This is a genomic window from Niastella koreensis GR20-10 (assembly GCF_000246855.1).
Taxonomy (GTDB): Bacteria; Bacteroidota; Bacteroidia; order Chitinophagales; family Chitinophagaceae; genus Niastella; species Niastella koreensis.
Window position 1 is genome coordinate 1,042,080 of sequence record NC_016609.1, and the last position, 23,600, is coordinate 1,065,679.

28 protein-coding genes are annotated in these 23,600 nt (G+C 41.5%); 12 read left to right on the plus strand and 16 right to left on the minus strand.

Annotated features, from left to right (window positions below; genetic code table 11):
• Positions 1 to 8 precede the first annotated feature (8 nt).
• The 7 genes from NIAKO_RS04100 (at position 9) to NIAKO_RS04130 (ending at position 4,213) form a co-directional block, all read left to right on the plus strand.
• Entirely contained in the window at positions 9 to 317 is a 309-nt protein-coding gene (locus NIAKO_RS04100; protein ID WP_014217133.1) for a hypothetical protein, read from the plus strand.
• Between the two features lie 10 nt (positions 318 to 327).
• Complete coding sequence (locus tag NIAKO_RS04105) at positions 328 to 540, plus strand: YgaP family membrane protein (RefSeq protein WP_014217134.1); 213 nt, start codon at positions 328 to 330, stop codon at positions 538 to 540.
• A 102-nt stretch (positions 541 to 642) separates the two neighbouring features.
• Complete coding sequence (locus NIAKO_RS04110) at positions 643 to 1,290, plus strand: Crp/Fnr family transcriptional regulator (protein WP_014217135.1); 648 nt, start codon at positions 643 to 645, stop codon at positions 1,288 to 1,290.
• A gap of 54 nt (positions 1,291 to 1,344) precedes the next feature.
• Complete coding sequence (locus NIAKO_RS04115) at positions 1,345 to 2,142, plus strand: sulfite exporter TauE/SafE family protein (RefSeq protein WP_014217136.1); 798 nt, start codon at positions 1,345 to 1,347, stop codon at positions 2,140 to 2,142.
• Positions 2,143 to 2,224: 82 nt separating this feature from the next.
• Positions 2,225 to 3,646, plus strand: coding sequence for an MBL fold metallo-hydrolase (locus NIAKO_RS04120; protein ID WP_014217137.1), 1,422 nt, complete (start codon positions 2,225 to 2,227; stop codon positions 3,644 to 3,646).
• Positions 3,647 to 3,665: 19 nt separating this feature from the next.
• Positions 3,666 to 3,974, plus strand: a complete 309-nt coding sequence (locus NIAKO_RS04125) for a rhodanese-like domain-containing protein (RefSeq protein WP_014217138.1) — start codon at positions 3,666 to 3,668, stop codon at positions 3,972 to 3,974.
• On the plus strand, positions 3,974 to 4,213 hold the full coding sequence (locus NIAKO_RS04130; RefSeq protein ID WP_014217139.1) for a hypothetical protein: 240 nt from the start codon (positions 3,974 to 3,976) through the stop codon (positions 4,211 to 4,213). Before NIAKO_RS04125 ends, NIAKO_RS04130 begins: the two co-directional genes overlap by 1 nt.
• Before the next feature lie 198 nt (positions 4,214 to 4,411).
• On the opposite strand, the gene NIAKO_RS04135 is transcribed toward NIAKO_RS04130, so the two are convergent.
• The 13 genes from NIAKO_RS04135 to NIAKO_RS04200 all read right to left on the minus strand — a co-directional run bounded on the left by NIAKO_RS04135 (position 4,412) and on the right by NIAKO_RS04200 (position 16,116).
• Entirely contained in the window at positions 4,412 to 5,104 is a 693-nt protein-coding gene (locus NIAKO_RS04135; protein WP_014217140.1) for an MBL fold metallo-hydrolase, read from the minus strand.
• A gap of 62 nt (positions 5,105 to 5,166) precedes the next feature.
• Positions 5,167 to 5,865, minus strand: coding sequence for an alpha/beta fold hydrolase (locus tag NIAKO_RS04140; RefSeq protein ID WP_014217141.1), 699 nt, complete (start codon positions 5,863 to 5,865; stop codon positions 5,167 to 5,169).
• 94 nt (positions 5,866 to 5,959) lie between these two features.
• The gene (locus NIAKO_RS04145; protein ID WP_172642120.1) at positions 5,960 to 7,015 is read right to left on the minus strand and encodes a helix-turn-helix domain-containing protein; all 1,056 of its coding nucleotides are present in this window, start codon (positions 7,013 to 7,015) and stop codon (positions 5,960 to 5,962) included.
• A gap of 527 nt (positions 7,016 to 7,542) precedes the next feature.
• Positions 7,543 to 8,241, minus strand: a complete 699-nt coding sequence (locus NIAKO_RS04155) for a DUF3575 domain-containing protein (RefSeq protein ID WP_014217143.1) — start codon at positions 8,239 to 8,241, stop codon at positions 7,543 to 7,545.
• Positions 8,242 to 8,475: 234 nt separating this feature from the next.
• Complete coding sequence (locus tag NIAKO_RS04160; protein ID WP_014217144.1) at positions 8,476 to 10,671, minus strand: peptidase domain-containing ABC transporter; 2,196 nt, start codon at positions 10,669 to 10,671, stop codon at positions 8,476 to 8,478.
• 4 nt (positions 10,672 to 10,675) lie between these two features.
• Positions 10,676 to 11,980: a radical SAM/SPASM domain-containing protein gene (locus NIAKO_RS04165; protein WP_014217145.1), complete on the minus strand. Its 1,305-nt coding sequence runs from the start codon at positions 11,978 to 11,980 to the stop codon at positions 10,676 to 10,678.
• 34 nt (positions 11,981 to 12,014) lie between these two features.
• Positions 12,015 to 12,218, minus strand: a complete 204-nt coding sequence (locus tag NIAKO_RS04170) for a hypothetical protein (protein WP_014217146.1) — start codon at positions 12,216 to 12,218, stop codon at positions 12,015 to 12,017.
• Between the two features lie 102 nt (positions 12,219 to 12,320).
• Complete coding sequence (locus tag NIAKO_RS04175) at positions 12,321 to 12,524, minus strand: hypothetical protein (RefSeq protein WP_014217147.1); 204 nt, start codon at positions 12,522 to 12,524, stop codon at positions 12,321 to 12,323.
• 48 nt (positions 12,525 to 12,572) lie between these two features.
• Positions 12,573 to 12,776, minus strand: coding sequence for a hypothetical protein (locus tag NIAKO_RS04180; RefSeq protein WP_014217148.1), 204 nt, complete (start codon positions 12,774 to 12,776; stop codon positions 12,573 to 12,575).
• 70 nt (positions 12,777 to 12,846) lie between these two features.
• Positions 12,847 to 13,059: a hypothetical protein gene (locus NIAKO_RS38065; RefSeq protein WP_014217149.1), complete on the minus strand. Its 213-nt coding sequence runs from the start codon at positions 13,057 to 13,059 to the stop codon at positions 12,847 to 12,849.
• A 32-nt stretch (positions 13,060 to 13,091) separates the two neighbouring features.
• Complete coding sequence (locus NIAKO_RS04190) at positions 13,092 to 13,301, minus strand: hypothetical protein (protein WP_014217150.1); 210 nt, start codon at positions 13,299 to 13,301, stop codon at positions 13,092 to 13,094.
• A gap of 75 nt (positions 13,302 to 13,376) precedes the next feature.
• Positions 13,377 to 13,577 (minus strand): hypothetical protein, encoded by a 201-nt coding sequence (locus NIAKO_RS04195; protein WP_014217151.1) that lies wholly within the window; start codon positions 13,575 to 13,577, stop codon positions 13,377 to 13,379.
• Between the two features lie 115 nt (positions 13,578 to 13,692).
• On the minus strand, positions 13,693 to 16,116 hold the full coding sequence (locus tag NIAKO_RS04200) for an outer membrane beta-barrel family protein (protein WP_014217152.1): 2,424 nt from the start codon (positions 16,114 to 16,116) through the stop codon (positions 13,693 to 13,695).
• 153 nt (positions 16,117 to 16,269) lie between these two features.
• Here NIAKO_RS04200 and NIAKO_RS04205 point away from each other — a divergent pair, with 153 nt between their 5' ends.
• The 3 genes from NIAKO_RS04205 (at position 16,270) to NIAKO_RS04215 (ending at position 19,427) form a co-directional block, all read left to right on the plus strand.
• Complete coding sequence (locus NIAKO_RS04205; protein ID WP_014217153.1) at positions 16,270 to 16,923, plus strand: response regulator; 654 nt, start codon at positions 16,270 to 16,272, stop codon at positions 16,921 to 16,923.
• A 114-nt stretch (positions 16,924 to 17,037) separates the two neighbouring features.
• Positions 17,038 to 18,690: a sensor histidine kinase gene (locus tag NIAKO_RS36365; protein ID WP_014217154.1), complete on the plus strand. Its 1,653-nt coding sequence runs from the start codon at positions 17,038 to 17,040 to the stop codon at positions 18,688 to 18,690.
• Positions 18,687 to 19,427 (plus strand): LytR/AlgR family response regulator transcription factor, encoded by a 741-nt coding sequence (locus NIAKO_RS04215; RefSeq protein WP_014217155.1) that lies wholly within the window; start codon positions 18,687 to 18,689, stop codon positions 19,425 to 19,427. Before NIAKO_RS36365 ends, NIAKO_RS04215 begins: the two co-directional genes overlap by 4 nt.
• Before the next feature lie 50 nt (positions 19,428 to 19,477).
• On the opposite strand, the gene bluB is transcribed toward NIAKO_RS04215, so the two are convergent.
• From bluB to NIAKO_RS04230, 3 genes are all read right to left on the minus strand, one after another.
• Positions 19,478 to 20,131 (minus strand): 5,6-dimethylbenzimidazole synthase, encoded by a 654-nt coding sequence (gene bluB / locus NIAKO_RS04220; protein ID WP_014217156.1) that lies wholly within the window; start codon positions 20,129 to 20,131, stop codon positions 19,478 to 19,480.
• 130 nt (positions 20,132 to 20,261) lie between these two features.
• Complete coding sequence (locus NIAKO_RS36370) at positions 20,262 to 21,113, minus strand: helix-turn-helix domain-containing protein (RefSeq protein WP_014217158.1); 852 nt, start codon at positions 21,111 to 21,113, stop codon at positions 20,262 to 20,264.
• A gap of 18 nt (positions 21,114 to 21,131) precedes the next feature.
• Positions 21,132 to 21,854, minus strand: coding sequence for an SDR family oxidoreductase (locus NIAKO_RS04230; protein ID WP_014217159.1), 723 nt, complete (start codon positions 21,852 to 21,854; stop codon positions 21,132 to 21,134).
• Positions 21,855 to 22,059: 205 nt separating this feature from the next.
• On the opposite strand from NIAKO_RS04230, the gene NIAKO_RS04235 reads away from it, so the two are divergent.
• Entirely contained in the window at positions 22,060 to 22,884 is an 825-nt protein-coding gene (locus tag NIAKO_RS04235) for a helix-turn-helix domain-containing protein (RefSeq protein ID WP_014217160.1), read from the plus strand.
• 78 nt (positions 22,885 to 22,962) lie between these two features.
• A complete protein-coding gene (locus NIAKO_RS04240; protein ID WP_014217161.1) occupies positions 22,963 to 23,538 on the plus strand; it encodes an NAD(P)H-dependent oxidoreductase in 576 nt (191 codons plus the stop codon).
• Positions 23,539 to 23,600: the final 62 nt, after the last annotated feature.

Consider the following 23,600-nt stretch of genomic DNA (forward strand, 5'->3'; position numbering starts at 1 on the left):
TATCTCGTATGAAACTTCTGATGGTTACCTGTTTAAAGGAATCCTGCAACGCCGTTGCTCAACTGTTTGGGAAAGCCTCTATCCAGGTTTTTAGCATGACAGACGTGATAGGTAAAAAAGATGGGCATCAGGCAAGCCTGGTTGATAACTGGTTCAGTAGTGGTGAGGAGGAATATGATTCGGCAATCATCTTCAGTTTTACCAACGAAGGAAATGCAGAAAAAGCGATGTCGCTTATTGATGAGTATAACGACTCTGTTTCAAACAATTTTCCAATCCGGGCTTTTGTGCTGCCTGTAGAAAGATCTAACTTTTAAATTAATATATATGAAAGAGCGAATTGTTCGATTTGTAGCAGGATTACTGGTTCTGACCGGTTTAATGTTAGGGTTATTTGTTGACTTGCATTGGTTGTACCTTGATGCATTTGTTGGTCTGAATCTGTTACAGTCTTCTATTACAAAGTTCTGCCCGCTTGAATTGATCCTGGATAAGCTGGGAGTCAAAGGGATCGGGCAACAACTAAACCCTGATCGTTGATGCCAGTCTGATCTGGCCCGACAGCTATTTGCGAAATAACAATTGTTTTGCCTTTGAGACTTTTGTCACCTTCATTGTGATCATTGGGTTTAACTTTGTAAAATGACAGTAGAAGAATTAGCACATTTATTTCCATCGCTTGAGCCGGAACTTATTACCGAGATGGTAACTGTTGCAGATGTAAGAACACTGGCAAAGGAGGAGGTGCTGTTGCACACCGGTCAGAACATTCGTTCGGCATTAGTAGTGCTCGATGGGCTGGTTAAAATTTACCGGGAAGACGACCAGGGTAATGAATTCTTCATGTATTACCTGGATGCGGGCAAAGCCTGCGCTATTTCCCTGGTTTGTGCGCTGGGTAAAGAAACCAGCGGGTTAATGGCTAAGGCCGTCACGGAAGCAACCATCATCAGTATTCCTGTTCAATATGTAAACGAATGGATGGGCAAATATAAAAGCTGGGCACAGTTTGCTGTCAGTTCTTACCGGGAACGATTTGAAGAACTGTTACAAACTATCGATCATATTGCTTTTCGCAACATGGACGAGCGCCTGGTTTTTTATTTAAAGCGCCATCAGCAAAAATTTAACACCAATTTTATTTCTACTTCATTTACCGAGATCGCCCAGGACTTAAATTCTTCCAGAGAAGTGATCTCCCGCCTGATGAAAAAGCTCGCTGAAAAAGGCATAGTAAAGCTGCATGATTCAAAAGTGGAATTCCTCGATCTCGAAAAAGTCCTGTCGTGACCAATATCACGATTTAAGTTTTGCCGGCCAACCAATTTTGCATGAAAAGAAAACATGGAAATTCTTGGTTATATCGCATCATTGTTGATTGGTATTTCACTGGGTTTAATCGGCGGGGGAGGTTCAATTCTCACCGTTCCGGTAATGGTGTACCTCTTTGGATTGAATCCAATACTCGCTACTTCGTATTCATTGTTCGTAGTGGGCTCAACCAGCCTGGTTGGCGCGTTTAACAACTTTCGCAAAGGGTTGGTAAATATAAAGGCGGCATTGCTATTTGGCGCCTCTTCCATCGTTACGGTATTTTTAACCCGTAAATATTTGGTGCCTGCTGTTCCTCAAAAGATTGCCACCATAGGCGGTGTAACTATCAGCGAAGCACTGTTGACCATGGTACTGTTTGCGGTGCTGATGCTGTTGGCTTCCATCAGTATGATCCGTAATAAAAAAGCAGTGGTGGAAGAAAAGGAATGCCGCGACTGTTTACGCTTTAATAAACTGATGGTGTATGGGATTATAATTGGATTGGTTACAGGCTTTTTGGGTGCCGGAGGCGGCTTTTTATTGATTCCCGCGTTGGTGCTGTTGCTGAAGTTACCCATGAAAAAAGCCATTGGCACCTCACTCATGATCATTGCGCTCAACTCACTTATCGGTTTTACCGGCGATCTTGGCCACTTCACTATCGACTGGATTTTTCTGTTGAAAACTACTGTCATTGCCATTTCCGGCATCTTCATCGGTGGCGTCTTAAACAAAAAGGTTCCGGGCGATAAATTGAAAAAAGGCTTTGGCTGGTTTGTGCTGGTGATGGGTATTTACATCCTGGTAAAAGAAACCCTGTTGAAATAAGCAGTCTTCCCGGCGTGATTGCTGTCACGGCAAAGCATAAATACAAGATCGAACTTTACATTATCAATTAAAAAATGACAAGATGAAAATAGAACAGATCTATACCGGTTGTCTGGCGCAGGGCGCCTACTACATAGAAAGTGATGGGGAAGCTGTGGTGATAGATCCCCTGCGCGAAGTGGAACCTTATATACAAAAAGCAAAACGGAACGGTGCAACCATCAAATACGTTTTTGAAACGCACTTCCATGCAGATTTCGTATCCGGCCACCTTGACCTGTTTAAGGAATCCAAAGCACCAATTGTGTATGGCCCTACGGCTAAACCTGCATTTGACGCCATCATTGCAAAGGATGGGCAGGAATTCAAAGTAGGGAAAGTTACTTTCAAAGTACTGCACACGCCAGGGCATACCATGGAAAGCGCCTGTTATTTGCTGAAAGATGAAAATGGAAGGGACGTGGCCCTGTTCTCCGGCGATACCCTGTTCATCGGTGATGTAGGCCGTCCCGACCTGGCGCAAAAGGCTGAACATATTACCCAGGAAGAACTGGCGGGAACGCTGTTCGACTCGTTGCGCAGTAAGGTAATGCCGTTAAGCGATGACATTATTGTGTATCCTGCTCATGGAGCCGGCAGCGCCTGCGGCAAGAATATGAGCAAGGAAACCACCGATACCCTCGGCCATCAAAAGCAAACCAATTATGCATTACGGGCCAATATGACGCGAGAAGAATTTATAAAAGAAGTAACGGAAGGACTGACAACGCCACCGGCTTATTTTCCGCTGAACGTAATGCTGAACAAACAAGGGTATGAAAGCATTGGGGAAGTTCTGCAAAGAGGCAAACACGCGCTTTCGCCCGCTGAGTTTGAAACAGCCGCAAATGAAACCGGCGCCATTGTGCTGGATACCCGTGATCCGCAAAGCTTTGCCGGAGGATTTATTCCGAACAGCGTCAACATCGGTATTGCGGGAAATTTCGCTCCCTGGGTGGGCGCCCTTATACCTGACATTAACCAGCTAATTCTTTTGGTTACCGATGAAGGAACCGAAGAAGAAGTGATCACCCGCCTGGCCCGGGTAGGGTATGATTATACCATTGGTTATCTGAAAGGCGGATTCGCTGCATGGAAGGAGGCTGGTAAGCAAACAGACCATATCATTTCTATAAATGCAGCAGCACTTTCCGAAAAGATCAAAGCAGGGAATATAGCCGTTCTGGATGTACGCAAACCCGGGGAATTTATCAGCGAACATGTGGCCGGCGCCCTGAACCTGCCGCTGGACAACATTAACGATCACCTGGCGGTATTGAATAAGGAGCAGACCTACTTCGTGCATTGCGCCGGTGGGTATCGTTCTGTGATCTTTAATTCCATTTTAAAAGCAAGAGGTTTCGATCATCTTATCGACATCAAAGGCGGTTTCAATGCCATCAAAGAAGCGGGCACCATTCCGGTAACGGACTATGTATGTCCTTCTACTTTGGCAAATAAATAAATAATCTAAAAAACAAATTATGTTATCATTTCTTAAAAACATGTTTCAAAATGGCAACGACGGGCTTGCAGATGCGTTGCAGGCAGGGGCCGTGATCGTAGACGTGCGCACCAAAGCGGAATATCAGCAGGGACACATTGCAGAGTCCCAGAACATTCCGCTCGATGAGATCAGATCGAAAACTGAATTGATCCGCAGGTGGAACAAGCCGGTGATTACGGTTTGCCGCAGCGGCAGCCGAAGTGCCATGGCAAAGGATATTTTAAGTGCAGCAGGTATACAAGTGTATAATGGCGGCGCCTGGACATCGTTAAAACCCGTAAAGTAATGATCAAAAGAATAACAAGTAGCTGGAACCTGATGCGCCTGCTTCGCTTCGTAATGGGAATAGCAGTCATTGTGCAAGGTATTAGACCCGGCGAGCACCTGGCCTGGATTGCCGGTTCGTTCCTTGTACTAAGTGCTGTGTTCAATTACGGGTGTTGCGGGAGCAGCGGCTGTCCGGTGCCGCGATCCAGAAAACGCCAAAGAGTTGATGGAACTTTCCAGCCTACCCAGGGAGTTTAATATTGTAGATGTTGTTTATTCGCTTAGGGCGATTGAAGAATACTGCGTCTTGCCAGATACAAATGCAATCGGCCAGTAGTGGTATAATCTGTTATACACCACTTTCGAAACTTTTGGCTTGAAGATTTATTGGAAAAAAATAAATATTGACCCCAATTTCAGTAATATAAAGCCTAATTCCTTTTTATAATTAGAGTGCTAAGACTGATGATCAATAAACTTTTTAATCGAAGGCACATAAACCGGGCCACCGTGACCTACATGTACCTTTGTGGGCGATAGATTGATTATTTGCTTAAGGCTTTTAATACTATTTATTGTATCATCATGGAAAATTGGCCAGGTGGGAACATCATTATTGAGAATTCCACCCAAGAGTATACCTCCTGATACCACATCGCCTGCTACCATTTCCCCGTTGCCTAACATGACCGACACAGATCCTGGTGTGTGACCGGGAGTGAAAACAACCCTGGCATCTACGCCGTATTGTTTGAGGTCTTCGTCTCCCTTAAGAATAATGTTTACTTTAAATCTTTCTACATTTTTCTTGATAAGAGGCGTTTTTTTAAAGAGTTTACCAAACCAATCTTTAGGTGTAAGTGGCAAACGGGTGCCATTTTCAACATATTCTTTTTCAAATCCATGCATCGCGATTGGTACATTAAGCACCTTTTGTAGTTCAGCGGCACTTCCGGAATGATCTAAATGACTATGGGTAATCAAGATTAAAGAAACATCTTCAATAGCAATTTTATGCTTTTCCATGGCATCGAGTATTTTCGGAACACTACCAGGGTTGCCAGTATCAACAATAATAGATTTTTGATCGCGGACAATATGGGATTGCAGCATCCTTAACGGCAGGATGGGTACGGTAATAACTTCCATGAGTTCTGTTTGTTAAGTTTAATATTATGGCGCAAAACTTTTGCGACCATAATATTTGAGTTTTAGTCTTGTATAGATTTAGCAGCTTCCAGAATTAATGCAGACACCTCTTGGCTGTGAGATCCCATAGAAGCATGGCCTGCATTAAGATGGATGGTTTTGCGGGCATTTATACGTTCGGCAAACCAAGTTTGTGTTTCTGGCTGTATCATTTTATCATTGTCTGAAACCTGGTACCAGCTGGGCTTTACTTTCCAGGCAGGTACATTTGCCAAAGGTGCGCCGAAGGCAGCGCCGTTGATGGGCTTTTGGGAAACAGCCATTACCAAGGCATCATCATCAGATACCCCCTGACTAAATACTTCCGGATATTTGGCATAGTCTACATAAAGATAACCGGATGGGCCCTGAGCTATATCTGTGGCGCCTTCCGGTGCCGGACGCAGCTGCAATAAACCACCAGCAGCTTCGCCTTGATCCGGCGCAAACGCTGCAACGTACACTAACCCTTTTACGTTGGGGTGGTTACCTGCACCGGTAATTACCATGCCTCCGTAAGAATGGCCGACCAATAATACCGGGCCATCCAGTGATGCTACCATATCGCTTGTGCGTTGGATATCTTCTTCTAAAGTAGTAAGTGGCAATTGCATTGCTCTAACAGTATAACCTTCTGCTGCTAATGCAGGGATAACATTTCTCCAATGTGAACCGTCTCCAAATGCGCCGTGAACCAGTACGATGTTGAGTTTTGTTTTCATTTTCTTTTTGATTTGATGAAACAAAGGTCGTACTTAAGGCAATCCGCAGAAAGGTAGATTCCGTCCGAAAAATGGTAAGTTTAGGCCGTAGGTATTAGTGAGAAAAACCATCCCTGAATGCTGCAGGTGTTTGGCCGGAATGCTTTTTGAAAAATTTGTTAAAGTTGGTCGTTTCGTCGAAACCGATATAATGGCTAATGGTTTTAATAGGATTTTCGGTATGCACCAGCAGCCGTTTTGCTTCCAGCAAGACGCGTTCATCCAGCAATTGTTTGGGCGTTTTCCCCATCATGATATGCGTTATATGGGTTAACACTTTAGCCGAGATAAAAAGTTGATCCGCGTAAAAAGCAATTCCTTTTTCTGTTCGGAAATACTGTTCAAGCAGTTCCTTAAAGTTAATAAAGTATTCAAAGTTTGGACCTTTCATACGGGTGCCTTTTCCCTGTTTCAATTGTTCCCTTTCTGCTTCCAGCAGAAAGCTGTACAGGTATTTCCTTAACATCGGAGCATGAAAAGTATCGGCCAAATGATGTTCTTCCTGTTGCATCCAAAGCCAGATATCTCGCAACCGATTAGTGCCCATAATGGGGATGGGGCCTTGGTTGGCCGTAAAATCATTAAATAACGGGCTGCTTTGCAGAAAACGGTGATCTTGTTCCGTTTCACAAAAGAAAGTATCGGTAAAAAGTAATGTACTTGTTTCAAAAGTATTTTGCTGATCGAAAAACTGCACAGCATCCTTACGCACAAATATAAAAGAATCGGGTTGCAGATGAATCAGATGGAAGTCGACCGTATGAATGGGGGTGCCATTTTTAAACCAAAAGATTAGGTAAAAAGATGCGCGATGTGGCCGACGCAGGTTGGATTGTGTACGCGCATAGTGATCGTTTATAGGAATAAATTCAATCCCTAAAGAAATATCTTCCTTAAAACTTAACTTCAGGATGTCCTGTTTAGCCGCCATGTGACGAATATACAAAATCATTCCGGTTCGATGTTTCGTTTGAGAAATGACACCGTATTGTTGCAGGTCTTGTGATAAAATTTCCAGGTGTCTCTTAATTATTTTGACGGATATAGATAAAAGTCTGACCAAAAGATAAAAGTTTCCGCCCGAAGTGGTCAATAAAGTAACATATTGCAAACAATTGGGCATTTTGATCAAACAATGGCGCATTTTGATCAAACTTTGTGGCATATCTCATTAAAGATGCCGCATTTAGGACTAACTATAAGGCATTTCGAACCAACATTGGAGTAACCTGGATAAACATTGGAGTAACCTGGATAAACATTGGAGTAACCTGGATAAACTTTGGAACAACCTGGGTAAACATTGGAGCAACCCGGTATAACTTTTGGACAACCCTGCACAACATTGACTCATAAGTGCATAACATTGGAGCATAAGTTGCCTATTTATAGTGAAAAGTATTAAAGATATATGCATAAATTAAGCAGATATGCTCTAATCTAACGAACTGATGCTCTAAAGTTGGTCAAATATGGTCTCTAGTAAATATTTTATGAAACATAATCAATATTTCATAAAATATATTGAGAAAGGGTTAATTCATAGTTAGTAAAGACCATTGCATAAAAAGACAAGGATGAATTGAAGTTGAGTAAAAATATTTTTCCATGGCATGTTCCTAAGATTTGATGCTTCAATTACCATAGCCTGTAGCCGAGTTTGAGACCCAGGGTTATATTGGGATACGTATGATGACCGACCTCCCGCACCTGGATCCCCGTCATGCTGGTATTGGCATATTTTTCATTATAAATAATACCATCATATTCCTGATCAGACAGATCGGTAAAGGAATTAAAATACCGGATACCGATCCCTGCGAACCATTCCAGTATCCACCTTTTACGAAAGTTCTCCACTTCGCCCATTTTAATGTTAACGCAGTTTATGTACCGGGTCATCCCATACGTTTTATAATACCCATTACCTGCAGACACAATCGTGTCGCTTAAATGATAGTGTTCCTGCTTATATTGATATTCCAGCGCAATGAACAATCCATTCATGATCTTTTGGCGGTTGAAATAATATTTTATACATGGTTTAATGGCAAACCCGGTTACATTTTCCTTGTAAAACGCCGTTCTCAATAAAGAGTATAAGGCGCCCTCTACGGAGATCGAAAAATGTTTATACACTTTTACATCAGTACTTATGCGTAAAGAAGGATAATCCAGGGCATCTATAAGCGCAAAGGGAGATAAAGAAACATAGAATTTGTTATCCACATTTTCGTAGCCATACTGACCAAACGAATTTTTGTTTGCCACAATAAGCAGGATCGTACATACAATAGAAAGGGTAAACGGCTTCCGCGGAAATCGGGTTAAAGTCATTGGGTGGATTTAGTATTTATGAGATCCCCTGGCCTTTGCACAAACATATAAAATAAAGTCGTCAGCCAAAACAATTCCTTTATTTTATTCTGTTGCGGGGTAGTCCGGGATTTTATGCAACCTCCGGCCAAAAGTATACGGGGATACTCCGTCATGGGGAGCCAGTGGCTTACGTTTTAGACACCTGCGACCGTCTCAAAATTTCCTATCGGAGGTACTACTCGTAGGGTACATTTATGCACCGAGTTCAAGTTGGTTTTTAACCAAATGAAAATATTTATCTTTTAATTGTACAAGCGAATCGTGATCGCCAGATTCAACAATGCGTCCCTGTTCCAGTACAATGATCTGGTCGGCGTTCTTTACTGTACTTAACCTGTGGGCAATAATAACCACCGTTTTGCCTGCAAAAAATTGATGCAGGTTATTCATGATCTTTCGTTCGTTATTGGCATCGAGGTTACTGGTAGCTTCATCCAGGAAAATGAACCCGGGGTTTCGGTAAATAGCCCGGGCAATAAGGATCCGCTGTTTTTGACCACCACTGATATCAATACCTGTTTTTCCTATTTGTGTGTGATAACCCAGCGGCAGTTTTTCGATAAACTCATCTATACAGGCCAATGCGGCTGCTTTCATTACTTTTTCCATGTCCGGCTTTTCATCGGCCAGCGCAATATTTTCGGCATAGGTGCCACTATAGATGTATCCATTTTGTAACACCACCCCACACATAATTCTCCATACATCCGGTTCCAGAGTTCTTAGCTGATGGTTATCGAGGTAAATATCGCCAACGGTAGGGTCATATATAGCCAGCAATAATTTTAACAGGGTTGTTTTACCGCTGCCGCTTGCGCCTACTATTGCAGTAATTTTGCCTACCGGGATTGTTATATTAATATCATGCAGTACAAGCGGGTTAAAACTACCTTCGTATTTAAAGGAGAGATTTTGAATTGTAATTGCTTTTGCAGGAGGGGAGGGCAGTATTTTACTTTTGCCTACATGCTCGTCTTTTAAACGCTGAATTTCTTCTAACCGGTCGAATGATAACCTGGCATCCTGTAAGCCCCTGATTGTATTAATCAGGTTATCGATCGGGCTGTTTAACTGGCCCAATATAAAGCTGATGGTCATCATTACTCCTAAAGTCATATGGTTGTGAATGACCAGCCAGGCACAGAAGGCAGTAATAAGAATGTCTTTGATCTTATTAAAAAAATTTGCTCCTACCAACTGATAATAGTTCAGGTATAAAGACCTCAGGTTGATGGTATTCAGTTTCCTTTGTAGTTTTTCCCATTGATTGATCTTGTTGGTATGTGCATTGTTGATCTTTATTTCAGGCATTTCTGTAATCAGCTCATAGATATTGTTCCTTGTTTCTGCAGCTACAGAAAAACGGGAATAGTCAAGCATTTTGCGACGATCTAAAAAAAGAATAGTCCATAGTATGCTCATACTGCTTATCCCAAGGAACATATAGAATGATGAAGCATTGTATAAATACAGCATCACGGAGAAAATAACAAGATTTACAAACGACAGCGTCAGCTCAAGGCTGTGATGGGTAAGAAAACTTTGTATGCGGTCGCTGTCATCCATGCGAAGCATCAGGTCGGCATTGATTTTTGTATCGAATATTTTCAATGGTAACCTGATCAGCTTTTGAAGGTAATTAACCAAAAACTGTACGCTTACTCTAAAATTTATCTGCATCAGTAAAATGGTGCTGATGCTATCGGCAATTACCTTGCTTGAAAAAACCACTACCTGGGCAATAAGCAGGCTGAAAACGATATGCATATTCCTGCCCTGTACGCCTTCATCTATCATTTTCCTGAAAATACCCGGGAAAAACCAGGTACATACCATGGCAATGCATATGAGTATTAAAGCCAGTAAAGATCTTTTTTTATCGCCCTGCACAATGTTTCTGAAGAGTTGACCAAATTTCGACAGGCTTTCCCATTTTCGATATGGAACCGGTTCCTTTTTATAAAATGCATCTGTTGTTTCAAGCAGCAGCGCTACACCGGTGCTTTCTTTGCCCGTCCATTGTTTGGCAAACACTTCCTGCGACAGGCATATTTTGCCAAACGAAGGATCGCTGATATAATAGAAAGTGTTTTTCCTGGTTTGTTTTATCTTATATAAAACCACATAATGTTCCTGCCGCCAAAACAGGATGGCGGGTAAAGGAATTTCAACTATTTTTTCTATAGGGAATTGCAGCGGCAGGGTTTCAAATCCCAATCTGCCTGCGCCATCTATGATATCCTGTAATGAAACGCCTAAACGGGTAACCCCACAAAACTCTTTCAGTTCGGCCAAAGTATACTTTTTGCCGTAACTGGCGGCGATCATTCTCAGGCAGGTAGGTCCGCAATCCCTTGCTTCGAGCTGATAATAATGAGGAAAAGCCATAGTATTAATCGAAATCAACCAAATCCTTTATCTTTTGCCGGACCACTTCGTTTTTTTTGTTTTCATCATGGTCGAAAATACAGTACTCTTCGCCTTTTGCTATGTACTCTACAGCATGTTGCGAACAGCCGCCATTGCATACGGGCAATAGTTTACAGGAGAGGCAGGGTTTGTTTTTGAATTTAATGTCCATCCTGTTTTCCAGGCTTCCGTTTTCCCAGATTATTTCTCCGCCCTCATTAATGTATCCATCTCTTTTAAAGGTGGTAAAATCACGGGCGGTACATTTAAATACATCGCCATTGTAATTGATAACGGCGCTGTTTTTCTTATCGGCATAACATGAGTTGCGTACATTATCCATACTCAGGTTAGAGTTAACGGTAAAACCGGCTTTCCTGAATTTGTCTATCTGCGCTGAAATAAAACCTTCCTGCTGCGGTACATGGTCCTGCCATACGCGGTGAAAATCGAGCATCAGGAATTGTCTTTCGCGCTGGTTAAGCGGTATAAGATCATCAATGATCTTATGACAATTTTGGATGTTCGTGTGTGTGTAGTTGATCCGTAACCTGATGAAAATTTCATGTTTCAGCATCAGCAGCACATTCTCTATGATCTTTTCATAGGAGCCACGGGTAGATGAAACATATCGAACAGTATCGTGTTCTTCACCATATCCGTCGAGGGTTATCTGTAAGGCGGTTACATTGTTCTTCTTAAATACATCTACCATTTTCTGGTTGATCAGGTAGCCGTTGCTGGTAAAATTGATGCCCCGCTCAATTTGTTTTTCATCCGATACCTTGTTGAAATGATTCATAATAGGCAGTACAATGTCGTAAAAGTAAAGCAGGGGCTCACCGCCGAACCACGAAAGGTTAAAGCTTCTGATCTTTTCATTATGCACTATCTGCGTGGTTAAAAAGGTGTTCACTCTTTCGATGATCTCTTCACTCATCCTTGAATTTTTCACATGCGTTTCGTAACAATACCAGCATTTGAAATTGCAATTCATGGTTGGATTAATAGTGAGGTGATAAGTGCTTTCATTAAAATCAATGGCATAACGAAGTTGTTTTATTTTTTCCACTTCATCTGTTTCATTTTCTATTAAAAAACCATTTTCTTTCATTGCCTGAAAAAGGCTGGGATGCACTTCTTCCAGGTTATCTATGCCTTCGGCCCTGGCCGCTTCGATCAGGTCTTTTAACATCGGCTCTAAGGCTAACAGCCCGTTGCTGTAGGTATTGAACATAATATAATGCTCATCAAAAGGAAGGATCGAGTTGAATTGCGAGTATTTCATTGCATTAAATTTGAAACAATCAGGTAGGTTGTTATTACTGTTTTACGCCGCAGCCGGCTACACAATTGCCACAGTTGGCCTTTGAACAATTGTTGGAGCAATCGCCGCCAATGCAATTATTTACGGGATCGGTTACACCGCCAATTACCAGTGCATTGGTGCTTAAAACGGCAAAACCACCTGTTAGCTGACCTGAACTTATTTCACGGATCTTTTGTATTAATTTTCTCTTTTTCATATAACGTAGTTTAATTTGATATAAGATGCAAAACCCGTGTTGGCAGGCCCTGCATCATATTTTTTAACACCATAATAAAGTACAATGAACCGTACTAAGCTGCTATAGCTGGCCGCATCCCATAATACAGTTACCGCAATTGCCACCGTTGCAATTGTTGGTGGTGCAGTTTACCTTGCAATTATTAGTGGGGTCTTCAACGCCTCCAATGATCAGGCCATTGGTAGATGCCAGAACCATAAACCCACCTTCCAGTTTTCCATTAAGGATTTCCTGGAGTTTTTTTATCGGCTTATCTTTTTTCATACTGGTTATAGTTTTATAATTCTGCAGTTGTATTGCAGGAATACTTTATTATTGTTTCACCCCGCAGCCTTCAACACAATTACCACAATTGCCGCCGTTGCAATTATTGGTGCATTTACCGCCATCGCAGTTGTTGGCAGGATCGGTAAGACCGCCAACAATAAGCGTATTTGCTTTCAGAATAACAAACCCTCCTTCAAGTTGTCCTTCTTTAATTTCCTGGATTGCTTTCAACCATTTTTCTTTTTTCATAATTGAATATTTAACCCCTACTTTGTTTGATACAGGCTTTTCGGGAATGGCCTTTTGTATGTGGAATCAATTATTCTTTGCTACCGCAACCCGTAACACAATTACCGCAGTTTTGACCGCTTCCGCAATTATTCGAAGGCACACAATAACCACCATTGCAATTGTTGGCGGGCTCGCTTACGCCGGCGACTATTTTAACGTCGGCCTGCAGCACTATAAAGCCTCCTTCCAGTTGCCCATTGATGAGTTGGCAAAGCTGTTTTAGAATTTTACGCTTTTGCATATTCGATAATTTATTTCTTTACCCGGTGTTATTTAAGCTTTAGTGCCGCATGCAAATACGCAATTGCCGCAATTGCCGCCGCTGCAGTTATTCGTTTGGCACTGACCTCCCTGGCAATTATTGACCGGGTCGGTAACCCCGCCGATCAATAAATGATTTGTAGTCATAAGTACCACGAATCCTCCTTCAAGCTGTCCGGTTTTTAAGTCCTTTAACCGGCTGATCAGTTTTTGCTTTTCCATCTTATAAAATTTATATCCCTACTCTGTTTAAAACAGGCTTTTCGGGAAACGGCCTCTGTTCGATGTATAAACGGGTTATTGAACACCACAACCTTTTACACAATTGCCACAATTGCCTGTATTGCAATTATTGGTGCATACCCCTTCTTTGCAATTATTAGCAGGGTCATCTACACCTCCCACAATCAGTGCATTGGTTTTTATAACAATGAATCCTCCATCAAGCTGACCCTCTTTTAATTCAGCCAGCTTTTGAATTAATGTTTTCTTTAGCATGAGACTATTTTTTTAAGGTTAAGAAAAAGCAATCCCTGCCGATCTTCATCGGAATAATTTACCCACGAGGTACATGACACCCAATACGGATTTAAGCGATTTTTTTCCCCTTACATCAATTGCTGGCCCTGCGTCTTATTTCATCATTTGCGGCCCCTTTATTCCTGTTTCCTTTTAACTGTTTGTTACCAAAAATGTACCTGACTTTAAGTGATACAGATCGGTTGTAATAGTTGGTACGGGTAAAATTTTCTGCCAGCAGGCTGTTGGCATACAGGTGATTCTTATAAATTGAACTACCATTATACAGATCATTCACCATCAGATATAGTGAGAATTTCCTGACGACCTTTTTTATCATAAGATCCAGCGACGAGGTAGCGTTTATAGTTTCGCCGGAGATATCTTTTGATGAACTGTTGTATTTAAAAGTTAAAAAAGCGGTCCATTGCTTTTTTCTTGATAAAAAGACATAATTGTCCCAGAATAATGAATAATTGTAGTTGGTTATATCGGCGTTTACAAGGGGCGAAGTACTTTTATAGCTGGCATATGACAGCGTAGGAGAGAAGTAGATTTCCCAAAAGTGATTCCATAGCGGTTGATTAAGGTTTAACGTAAGATCAAGGCTGTTTATATTACCATAATTCAGGTAGGTATTTTTAAACTTTAAGGTGTTATCCTCTTCCACTGGAATCACAAATCTTGAATAGCTGTTTTTGGTTTGATAATACGAAAGTAAAAAAATATACCTGCTGTTGAATGTATATGAAAACTCTGCATTGTTATAGATCATTGGCTGCAGAAACGGATTATTCTCTGTAAAGAAGTTCCTGTTTTGCCATGTTCGGCCGGGAAATAAAAGTTCAATATTCGGCCGGCTGATCTTTCGGCTATAACTGATACTGAACTGGTTCTTTTTGTTGGGCGAATAGCTTACAGAAAAATTCGGGAATAAATTCAGGTAAGTAGAATCATTCTTTGATTTCAGGCTCCTTACCTCAGTAGAGTAGTTGGTATTTTCAACACGCAATCCCAGGCTGCTATTCCATTTTTCACCAAAGCTTTTTGTAGTGCTGATAAACCCACCCCAGTACTGTTCTGTATATCTGTAATTATTGCTCAGGCTGGTGTTTAATACGTAGTCTGATTGATTCCAGTCGTAATAGTGCAGGTCATTTTTTACATTCGTATTACTGAACTGAGCGCCTATATTGACCTTGCCGTTTTTTATGAAGGGATAGCTGTATTCAATTTTTTCAGACAGATTGAAGAAATTCTGTGGCAGGTCGTTTCTGTATTTTCCCGACTGAGTGGTTTCATTAAAAACACCATCATACTTTCTTGTTTGCGAAAACTGGTTGTAATCAACAATACAATCGAGGGTGACTGCTTTTTTTTCATTAATGATATGGCGGTAATTAATACTGCCATAATTATATATATACAGATCGTCGCCGTTTGACGGAGAAAAAAAACCTGAATCGGCCTGCGAACTACCTGCATTATAAAAAGTAGTGTTGGTGCCGGTTTGGGAAGTTCCACTCACATGCGACAGCCAGCCGCTGTAACTGAGGTAATTATTCTTGTCGATATCATAATCGATATTCAAACCACCTCCTAAAACCAGGTACCGGCGGTAATACCTTGTATGCAGCAGGTTTTGAACGCCATCTGTATAGGTTAGCGTATTATCGCTGGTCCTGTAATTGAAACTGTTATTAATAAAAGGAATGATCTGAAGCGCTATTTTTCCTTTACGGTAGTTAACACCGCCATTCAACATGGTAGTATTATATACCGATTGTTGCGTTTGAAGAGCCAGGTTACCCATCCAGCCTTCGTATGGCTGGCGTTTGATATTTATATTAATGATGCCCCCGGTGATATTGGATGCATATTCACTGCCGGGATTGGTAATAATTTCTATGCTTTTAATATTTTCGGCCGGCATCGCCTGCAGCATCTGCATCAGCATGTCCCTTGGTATTTCAGTTTTTTTATTATTGATATAAACAACAGTACCAGTTCGGTTGATAATAGAAAAAGTTTCACTCCGTTCGCTGTACCTGACAAGTGGGGTATGCCGCATAATTTCCAAAGCGCTGCTTCCTTCTGCCAGGGCTTTGCCAGGCAAAAAAACAAACCGGTCTGCCTTACGGGTGAAGACAGGGTTTTCTGCCGTAACCAGTACATCCTGCAAAAACCTGGCATTATCTTCCAGTATAAGCGTAATGAAGGGATTGTCCCGGTTTAACCTGACCTTTTGCGTAGACAGTTTTAAATAAAACCCGCGGATGCTATATGCAGAATCAGATCTCAATTGTTCATCGGTTATTGTAAATTGAAAAAATCCGGCGCTGTCGCTCACTGCAATACCTGTTTCAAGGGTATCTTTTAAAAGCATGATGGTTGCATAGGATACACCTGTGCCACCCGGGGAAATTACTTTCCCCTTTACCAGAGACTGGGCATACAGGTTATTGATTGTTAATGTACATATATATAGCAAAAAAAGGGTTACAGTTTTTCGCTTCATAATCGCAGCTTGTCAGTTGTTCATCTATTAGCAATTTACCTATCTTAAAGATTAAAATCTACGATAGCTTTAACAAAAAAAATCATTTATTTTTTCGTATTTGCGTAGTAGTTGCTATATAACCCTTATCATTAATTTAACCTTAAACCTAATATGAATGATCTAAACATCAGCCTTGCCATTGCTGATGACCACCGCGCTGTACGGCAGGCCTTCAGGAATGCGTTTAGTCGATTCGGTTTTTTATCCGTTGCTTTTGAAGCAGAAAATGGTAAAGATCTGATTGCAGAACTTTCCCGGCAGCAACCCGATGTAGTATTGTTGGATATAAAAATGCCTGAAGTGAATGGCATTGAAGCCTTAAAGATCATCCACGAAAAATTTCCCACCGTAAAGATACTGATACTCACTGCCTATTTTGATGAAGTATATGTAGCCGAATGCCTTCAATACGGGATTAATGGATACCTGACTAAAAACATGGACATCCTTGACATTGTAAATGCGATAAAAATGGCCTTTAATAATGAGGTATATCTCACCAACCTATTAATGGATAGCCACCTAAAGTCTTATATTGTAAAGCATAAGAAAAATATGAATACCGTGCTGCCGGAGTTTACCTGTGAAGAGCTTAAGATTCTGGAACTGATGAAACTTGAAAAAACAACCGACGAGATTTCGCATATCATGCATTTAAGCAAGCGCTCGATTGAATTGAAGCGCGACAAAATGAAGGAGAAGGCGAATGTTAAAACAATAGGGGGGTTATTATTGTACTGCCTGAAAAGAGGATTTATAGAATAAGATTAAAATTTGTTACAGGAATGAATGTGCCGGATTCACAAAACCTTTAACCGGATTCACATCCGGGATCATTCAAGTGGTTCTTATTGTTGAGTTTTGATGAAAATTGATACTATGAAACAAAAAAAACTGCTCTGGCTTATCGCCCTTATTCCTGTACAGGTAACATTTGCCCAGATTGACCTGGATAATTATGCCACTTCTTATTCGACAAATGATAAGGGAGCTCCTTTTATTGTAGCCGCTTTACCTTATAATGGTGTACATTTTTCCGGTATAGACCACAGCCCGAAAATAAAGCCCGAACAGGCGACCCCAAAAGGTGCCCGTCCCGCTTCATATCGCCAGCTTAATACATTTGATTCTTCGGATGTTTATTTTTTTGTTCCGGGTATATATAAGAACAATGCCGGTGAATATGAATTCAGGATACTGCAAAATGGAATAACAGTAATGGTTCAGTGGAGTGATATCTCCAATTTTGCTGCCAATGATCTTCAGATAAATACCTACAAAAGAAATTTTGCCTTTCTGGGAGGGTATAAAACTACCTGGGGTAATTATCTCATTGCGGATATAAGAAAAAAGGGAACTGACTCTATACTTTCCTCATCGCTCGTTTACTGGCAACCGGTGCAACCCGCCATCTTAAATATTTATACACCCAATGATCTCAACGATTTTTTAAAAAGATTGAAGCGCCCCTATGATATGTCTCTAAGTAAGGAAGAATTGGAGAAATGGACCAAACGGTACCCGAAAAGTGAAATAGATACAGGCACCGGGCTTCCGCACCATCCTGTATTTTCGGGCGACGAGAATAACCTGATCTTTTATCTTTCTACCGATATATACAAAAAGGAGGCCCTGGAGTACGAGATTGTGAAAGATGGCGTGGCAGATGGTCCCTGGAAACCCAATGAGTTTGATAATAATTTTATATGGCTTAAAAATCTCTCTCCCGGGCATTACATTTTGCATATGCGCTTTAGCGCACAGCGCCAGCATATTGCAACTTACGAATTTGATATACAGCCGAAATGGCATCAAACAGTCACTTTTAAAATTATTGCAGGCAGCTTACTGGCTGCCTTTTTTCTTCTTTTATTCAGGTTAAGCGCTCAAAGTAAAAAACTGGCTGCCCATAAACGAAAGAAAGAAACTATTGAAAATAAGCTGCGGTATATACGAGCGCAGCTTAATCCGCATTTTGTGTTTAATGCTTTGAGCTCAATACAGGGATTGATTAATAAGAAGGAAACGGAACAGGCAAATCAATACCTGAGTGAGTTCAGTTCATTATTACGTCAAACCATTTCAAATGATGATAAAGAGACGATACCACTGGAAATGGAAATTAACAATATCGAATACTATATACGTCTTGAACAATTGCGCTTTCATTTTCAGTATTCTATTTTTGTTGATGACAAGCTGAATATCACAACAACTGAAATTCCTCCGTTTCTTATTCAGCCGCTGATGGAAAATTCTATCAAACATGGAATAGCCGCATTACAAGAAAATGGGCGCATACAGCTCAGGTTTTTACTTTCCGGAAAAGATATGGAGGTAGTGATAACTGATAATGGGAAAGGATTTGATCCTTTGCAACCGGTCAGCGGTTTTGGTATCAGGTTAACAAAAGAAAGAATATATTTACTGAACCAGGCAGGCAGTTACCAGCACATTCTGTTACAAATTGAAAGCGCGGCTGCTATGGGAACTACTGTTCATTTATATTTCAAAAACTGGCTTGTATTATGATCATCAATGCTGTTATTATCGATGATGAGGTAAATAATGTTGATAACCTCTCCATATTGTTGCAACAATATTGTAAGCAGGTTCATGTAGTGGCCAAAGGATTCAATGCACAGCAGGGAAAAGATATCATTCTGCAGTACAAGCCCGATCTTGTATTTTTAGATGTACAGATGCCTGGTGAAGACGGCTTTGAATTGTTGAAGTCGCTACCCGATCTTTATTTTGAAATTATATTTGTTACTGCATATGATCAATATGGTATCCAGGCCATCAAATTTTCTGCTATTGATTATTTGCTGAAGCCTATAAAAATTCATGATCTGCAGGATGCTGTAAATAAAGTGGTCATTAAAAATTCTCAGAAAAAACAAAACCTTCAGCTGGAGAACCTGGTTAAATTATTACAACAAAATGAACCACCTCGCATTGCCATATCTACCACCAAAGAAACCCGGTTTATAAAACCCGATAATATCATTTTTTGTGAATCATCCAATAACTATACAACGTTCCATTTGAACAATAGTGAAACCATCATATCCTCACGGCCTATTTACGAATACGAATCTCTGCTTGGACCTTATGGCTTTATACGGTGTCATCAGTCATATATCATTAATAAAAATCATGTCAAAAGCTGGGTCAAAGAAGATGGCGGTTACCTGTTAATGGAAGATAACTCCCAGATACCGGTTTCAAGAAACAAAAAAGAAAATTTAAGGGACCTGCTCAGGTGAACGCCGGTACGGGTTGAATTGAACCCTCGGGAACATATTTCTAATTTCACCTAATAACTTTCATAGAAAATAGTTGTCTCTCTTGTTTTCCGCTTCTCCCATTGTAACAACTCCAGTTCCGGTTGCGTATAAAAACCGTCTGTATATCCTACGCAAAGGTAAGCCACGAGCTTGTTGTTTTCCGGTGCTTTTAAAATGCGTTTCACCTTTTCGGCATCGAGGATGCTCACCCATCCCATGCCCAGATTCAGCGCCCGGGCCATCAGCCACAAGTTTTGAACTGCACAAACCACACTGTAAAGCCCTGCTTCATCCATCGATGTTTGCCCCAGCACCGGTTGGGGGGAAGGTTTGTAAAAAACAGCGATATTGAGCGGCGCTTCCATAATGCCTTCCAATTTGAGGCGGGTATAAGTCGCTTGCTTTTCCGTCTCAAAAACAGGGGCTGCTTTTTCATTTTCTACCATGAAACTTTCCTTTACCTGTTGTTTAATGCCGGGGGCTTTTATCAATACAAACTCCCACGGTTGAGAAAAGCCAACGGAAGGTGCATGGAAAGCGGCATCCAGCAACTGTTGCACCACACTGTCCTCGACCGGTCTATCCAGAAAACGATTCCCGCGCACGTCGCGCCGGTTACAAATAATGTCGTGTAATACAGTCGCTTCTTCGGCTGTAAACAGTTTGCCATTTAATGAATGCATATAAGTATGCAAAATACCAACAATCCTCCGCTTTAGAAAGAACAACCAACTTGTATTCTATGGTAATCAGATGTTAATATGCCCTATAATGCAGAAAACCGGAAGACAAACTTAAAAAGAGATTCTAAACTTACCTGGGAAGTAACGCAGCAGGCTGTTTTCTTTTCAGTGAAGAAGGACTGAACCCATATTGTTTTTTAAACGCCCGCGAAAAATGGGAAATGTTCTCGAAGCCAAGATCGAGATAGAGATCAACCGGGGTAACCTGCTTTGTGGTCATCAGTCTATAGGCTGTTTCAAGTCTGCGTTTTAACAGCCAGGCCTGTGCATTCATACCAAAGGTCTTTCGCATATCGCGTTGAAAGGTAGACAAACTTCGTCCAGAGAGTTCGGCAAATTTTGTAACTGGCACATTGAACCGGAAATTGCGTTCCATAAAAACGGTCAGATCTGGCTTGTGTTCTTCGGGACCATTTAGAAGCCAACTACCGAAAGCGGCATTCTGTTCCAGAAGGGCGAATGCGGCTTCCGTGAGCTTGACGGGAACCATCCTGGGGGAGAGAAAAGTATTGCTTCGCAGGTACGGATGCAGTGATTCGATCACGCCCTGCAAAGGAGCAGTTGGTTGGATCGGTACCACAGCGCCATACCGATGATCAATCGTACTTGTATCTACCGAATGTTTCAGGGCAAAGGTTAGGGTAAAGGACCGTTCGAATACGAAATAAACGATGCTGAAAGCAGCCTCACCCCGCACGGGGCGCTTTTCGCATTTCACAAGCAAATCCCGCCGGAAAAGAACTGTTTCACCCGCCCGTACCACAACATCCTCTTCGGCAGTGGTGTAACGGAGTTCGCCCGCGTACACATGGCAAAGCACGTGTTCGCGGACGAATTCTTCGGCTGCGAAAGTTGGGACCGTACCCGTAAAGAGGAAAACATTAGGGCGGTAGAATTCCGTTTTATCCCGCAGGATGGCCATATCACAAATTTAGCAAATTTAATGGGCCTGGGCACTGGGCCGAATGGTTATTTCTGTGACCGCAGTATCCGCAGGCTGACTGATAGCATACACGATTGCGTTAGCGATGGCGTCCGGGTCAAGGCTGGGGAAATTGGACGCATCGCCAAACAATGCTTTTAGCTTTTCGCTGGTGATTTCACGGGTGAAGTCGGTTGCAACAACACCGGGGTTGATGACAGTTACCCGCAGCTTGCCTGCCAGCTCTTCGCGCAGGCTGTCCATGATAGCCCGAACTGCAAACTTGGTACCGGTGTATACTCCTGTTCCGGGATAAGTTTTTAGTGCCTGAACGGATGCAATGGCAAGGATATGGCCATTATTTTGAAGCACATGCGGCAGGGCTGCCTCGATGCCATAAAGAACGCCTTTAATATTTACATCCACCATGCGGTCCCATTCATGCACCTTTCCTTCATCGAAAAACGAATTGGGCATAACGCCTGCATTGTTCACCCACACATCGATCCGGCCGAAGTGGCTAATGGCGGTTTTTGCCAGATGCTGCACTTCTTCCCTTTTTGTTACGTCTGCCGGCACGGCCACAATGTTTCCGCCGCTTTCTGCCGCAAGGGCATCCAGTTCTGTTTTGCGGCGGGCGGCGGCAACAACCCGGGCACCGAGGGAAGCCAGTTTTTTGGCAGTAGCTTTTCCGATGCCACTGCTGGCTCCGGTTATCACAATTACTTTCTCTTGTAGCATATGTTTCTTTTTTACAAAGCTACACCAGGTGGAAGGCAGCCTGTTTGACCGGATGGGTCAAATATACTTGCTCCAAATGGTCATTAAGAACGTGATATTCAATAGATCCGGCATCAAAAAGTTCCTGCTGTTGCCGATACGCTAATAAAACTTAATTTTAAGGCAGGTAACATCACCATCCATTTAAAAATCCGTTAATGACGTCATGGAGAGAAGCGAACAAAGCTACAATAATTATAAAATTCCGGTTCCTATAGCGTTTGAGAATGTTTTTTCGCATTTCTACATTGCCGAAAACAGGACCTGCCAATCGATCACTAAGACGTTGTTGCCATCTTATCAAACAATCATGGTTTTTAGCTTTGGTGCTACTCCTTCTTTAATTTCTCAACAAGGCACAAAAATAGAAATAGAAAAATGCCTCGTCTTAGGTCCAATAAAGCAGGCATTGCTTTATACCTTGCCGGTAAACGCTGAAATACTGGTCGCTAATTTTAAAGATGATGCTTTTTATCGTTTTTTTGGAAATGCTATTTTGTCTGACCATTTGCCAATTCATCCCGACGAATTGCTGGAAGAAAATTGTTTTACCGATTTGTGGTTCGCTTTACAAAAAATGGATAATTCAAAAGAACGCGTGGAATTTATTCTTGAATTCTGTAAACCCTATTTACGCAACCCGAATACAACTTCTCAATTATTAAGTACTGGAACAAACGAGGTTTTGAGCCCAATAAAAGAAATCGCAGAAAAAACCGGTCAAAGCGAAAGAAACATACAACTTCATCAAAAGAAACATTTTGGATATAGCGCTAAAGAAAAAAACCGTTATATAAGATTCATTAAAGCAGTTGAAACGGTTCAACGCATAGCATCCTCTTCCTCCAAAGCAGATTGGTTTGAAGTGATCGAACAATGCGGGTATTACGATCAAAGTCAGCTTATTCACGACTTCCGGCATTTTTTAAACCTGTCACCAACAAAATTCCTTAAGTTCCAGCAAGAGATCTGTCAGGCAAAGCCTGAATAAGGGTTTTCGTTTTCTTACAATTTTACCCTGAGCGGGCATCCTACTTTTGAATGAACAAATCAATTAAAAGTAGGTACAATGAAACATCTGATTATTTATGCCCACCCCAACGGAGACAGCCTCAACAACCATCTTTTAAAGACTGTAATAGAAACTTTACAAACCGGCGATCACGAGATCGAACTGAGGGATCTGTACCAGCTCAATTTCAATCCCGTATTGTCATTGGATGATATGAACGGGCAACGGATGGGGCATGTTGCTGAAGACGTAAAAAAGGAACAGGCGTATATTTCCTGGGCAGATCATATCACACTTATTTACCCGATCTGGTGGACTGGAATGCCCGCTATTATGAAGGGGTATATTGACCGTGTTATGAGTTACGGTTTTGCTTATCGCTACGATCAGGGCGTGCAAAAAGGGCTGTTAACAGGTAAACAGGCAATTATTATCAATACTCACGGAAAATCAACAGCAGAGTACGAGGCAAACGGGATGGGTAAAGCTCTTTCGCTTACTTCCGACAAAGGCATTTATACTTATTGTGGATTAACGATTAATCAACATTTCTTTTTTGATAGAGCCGACAGACCTTCTGGGGAAAGCGTTGGCGAGTGGATAAAACAAATTAAATCGACCTATAAAAACTAAACTATTATGAAGAATTTTAAAGTAAAAAAGCTTTTGATATGCTTCTTATCCTTAATAATAAT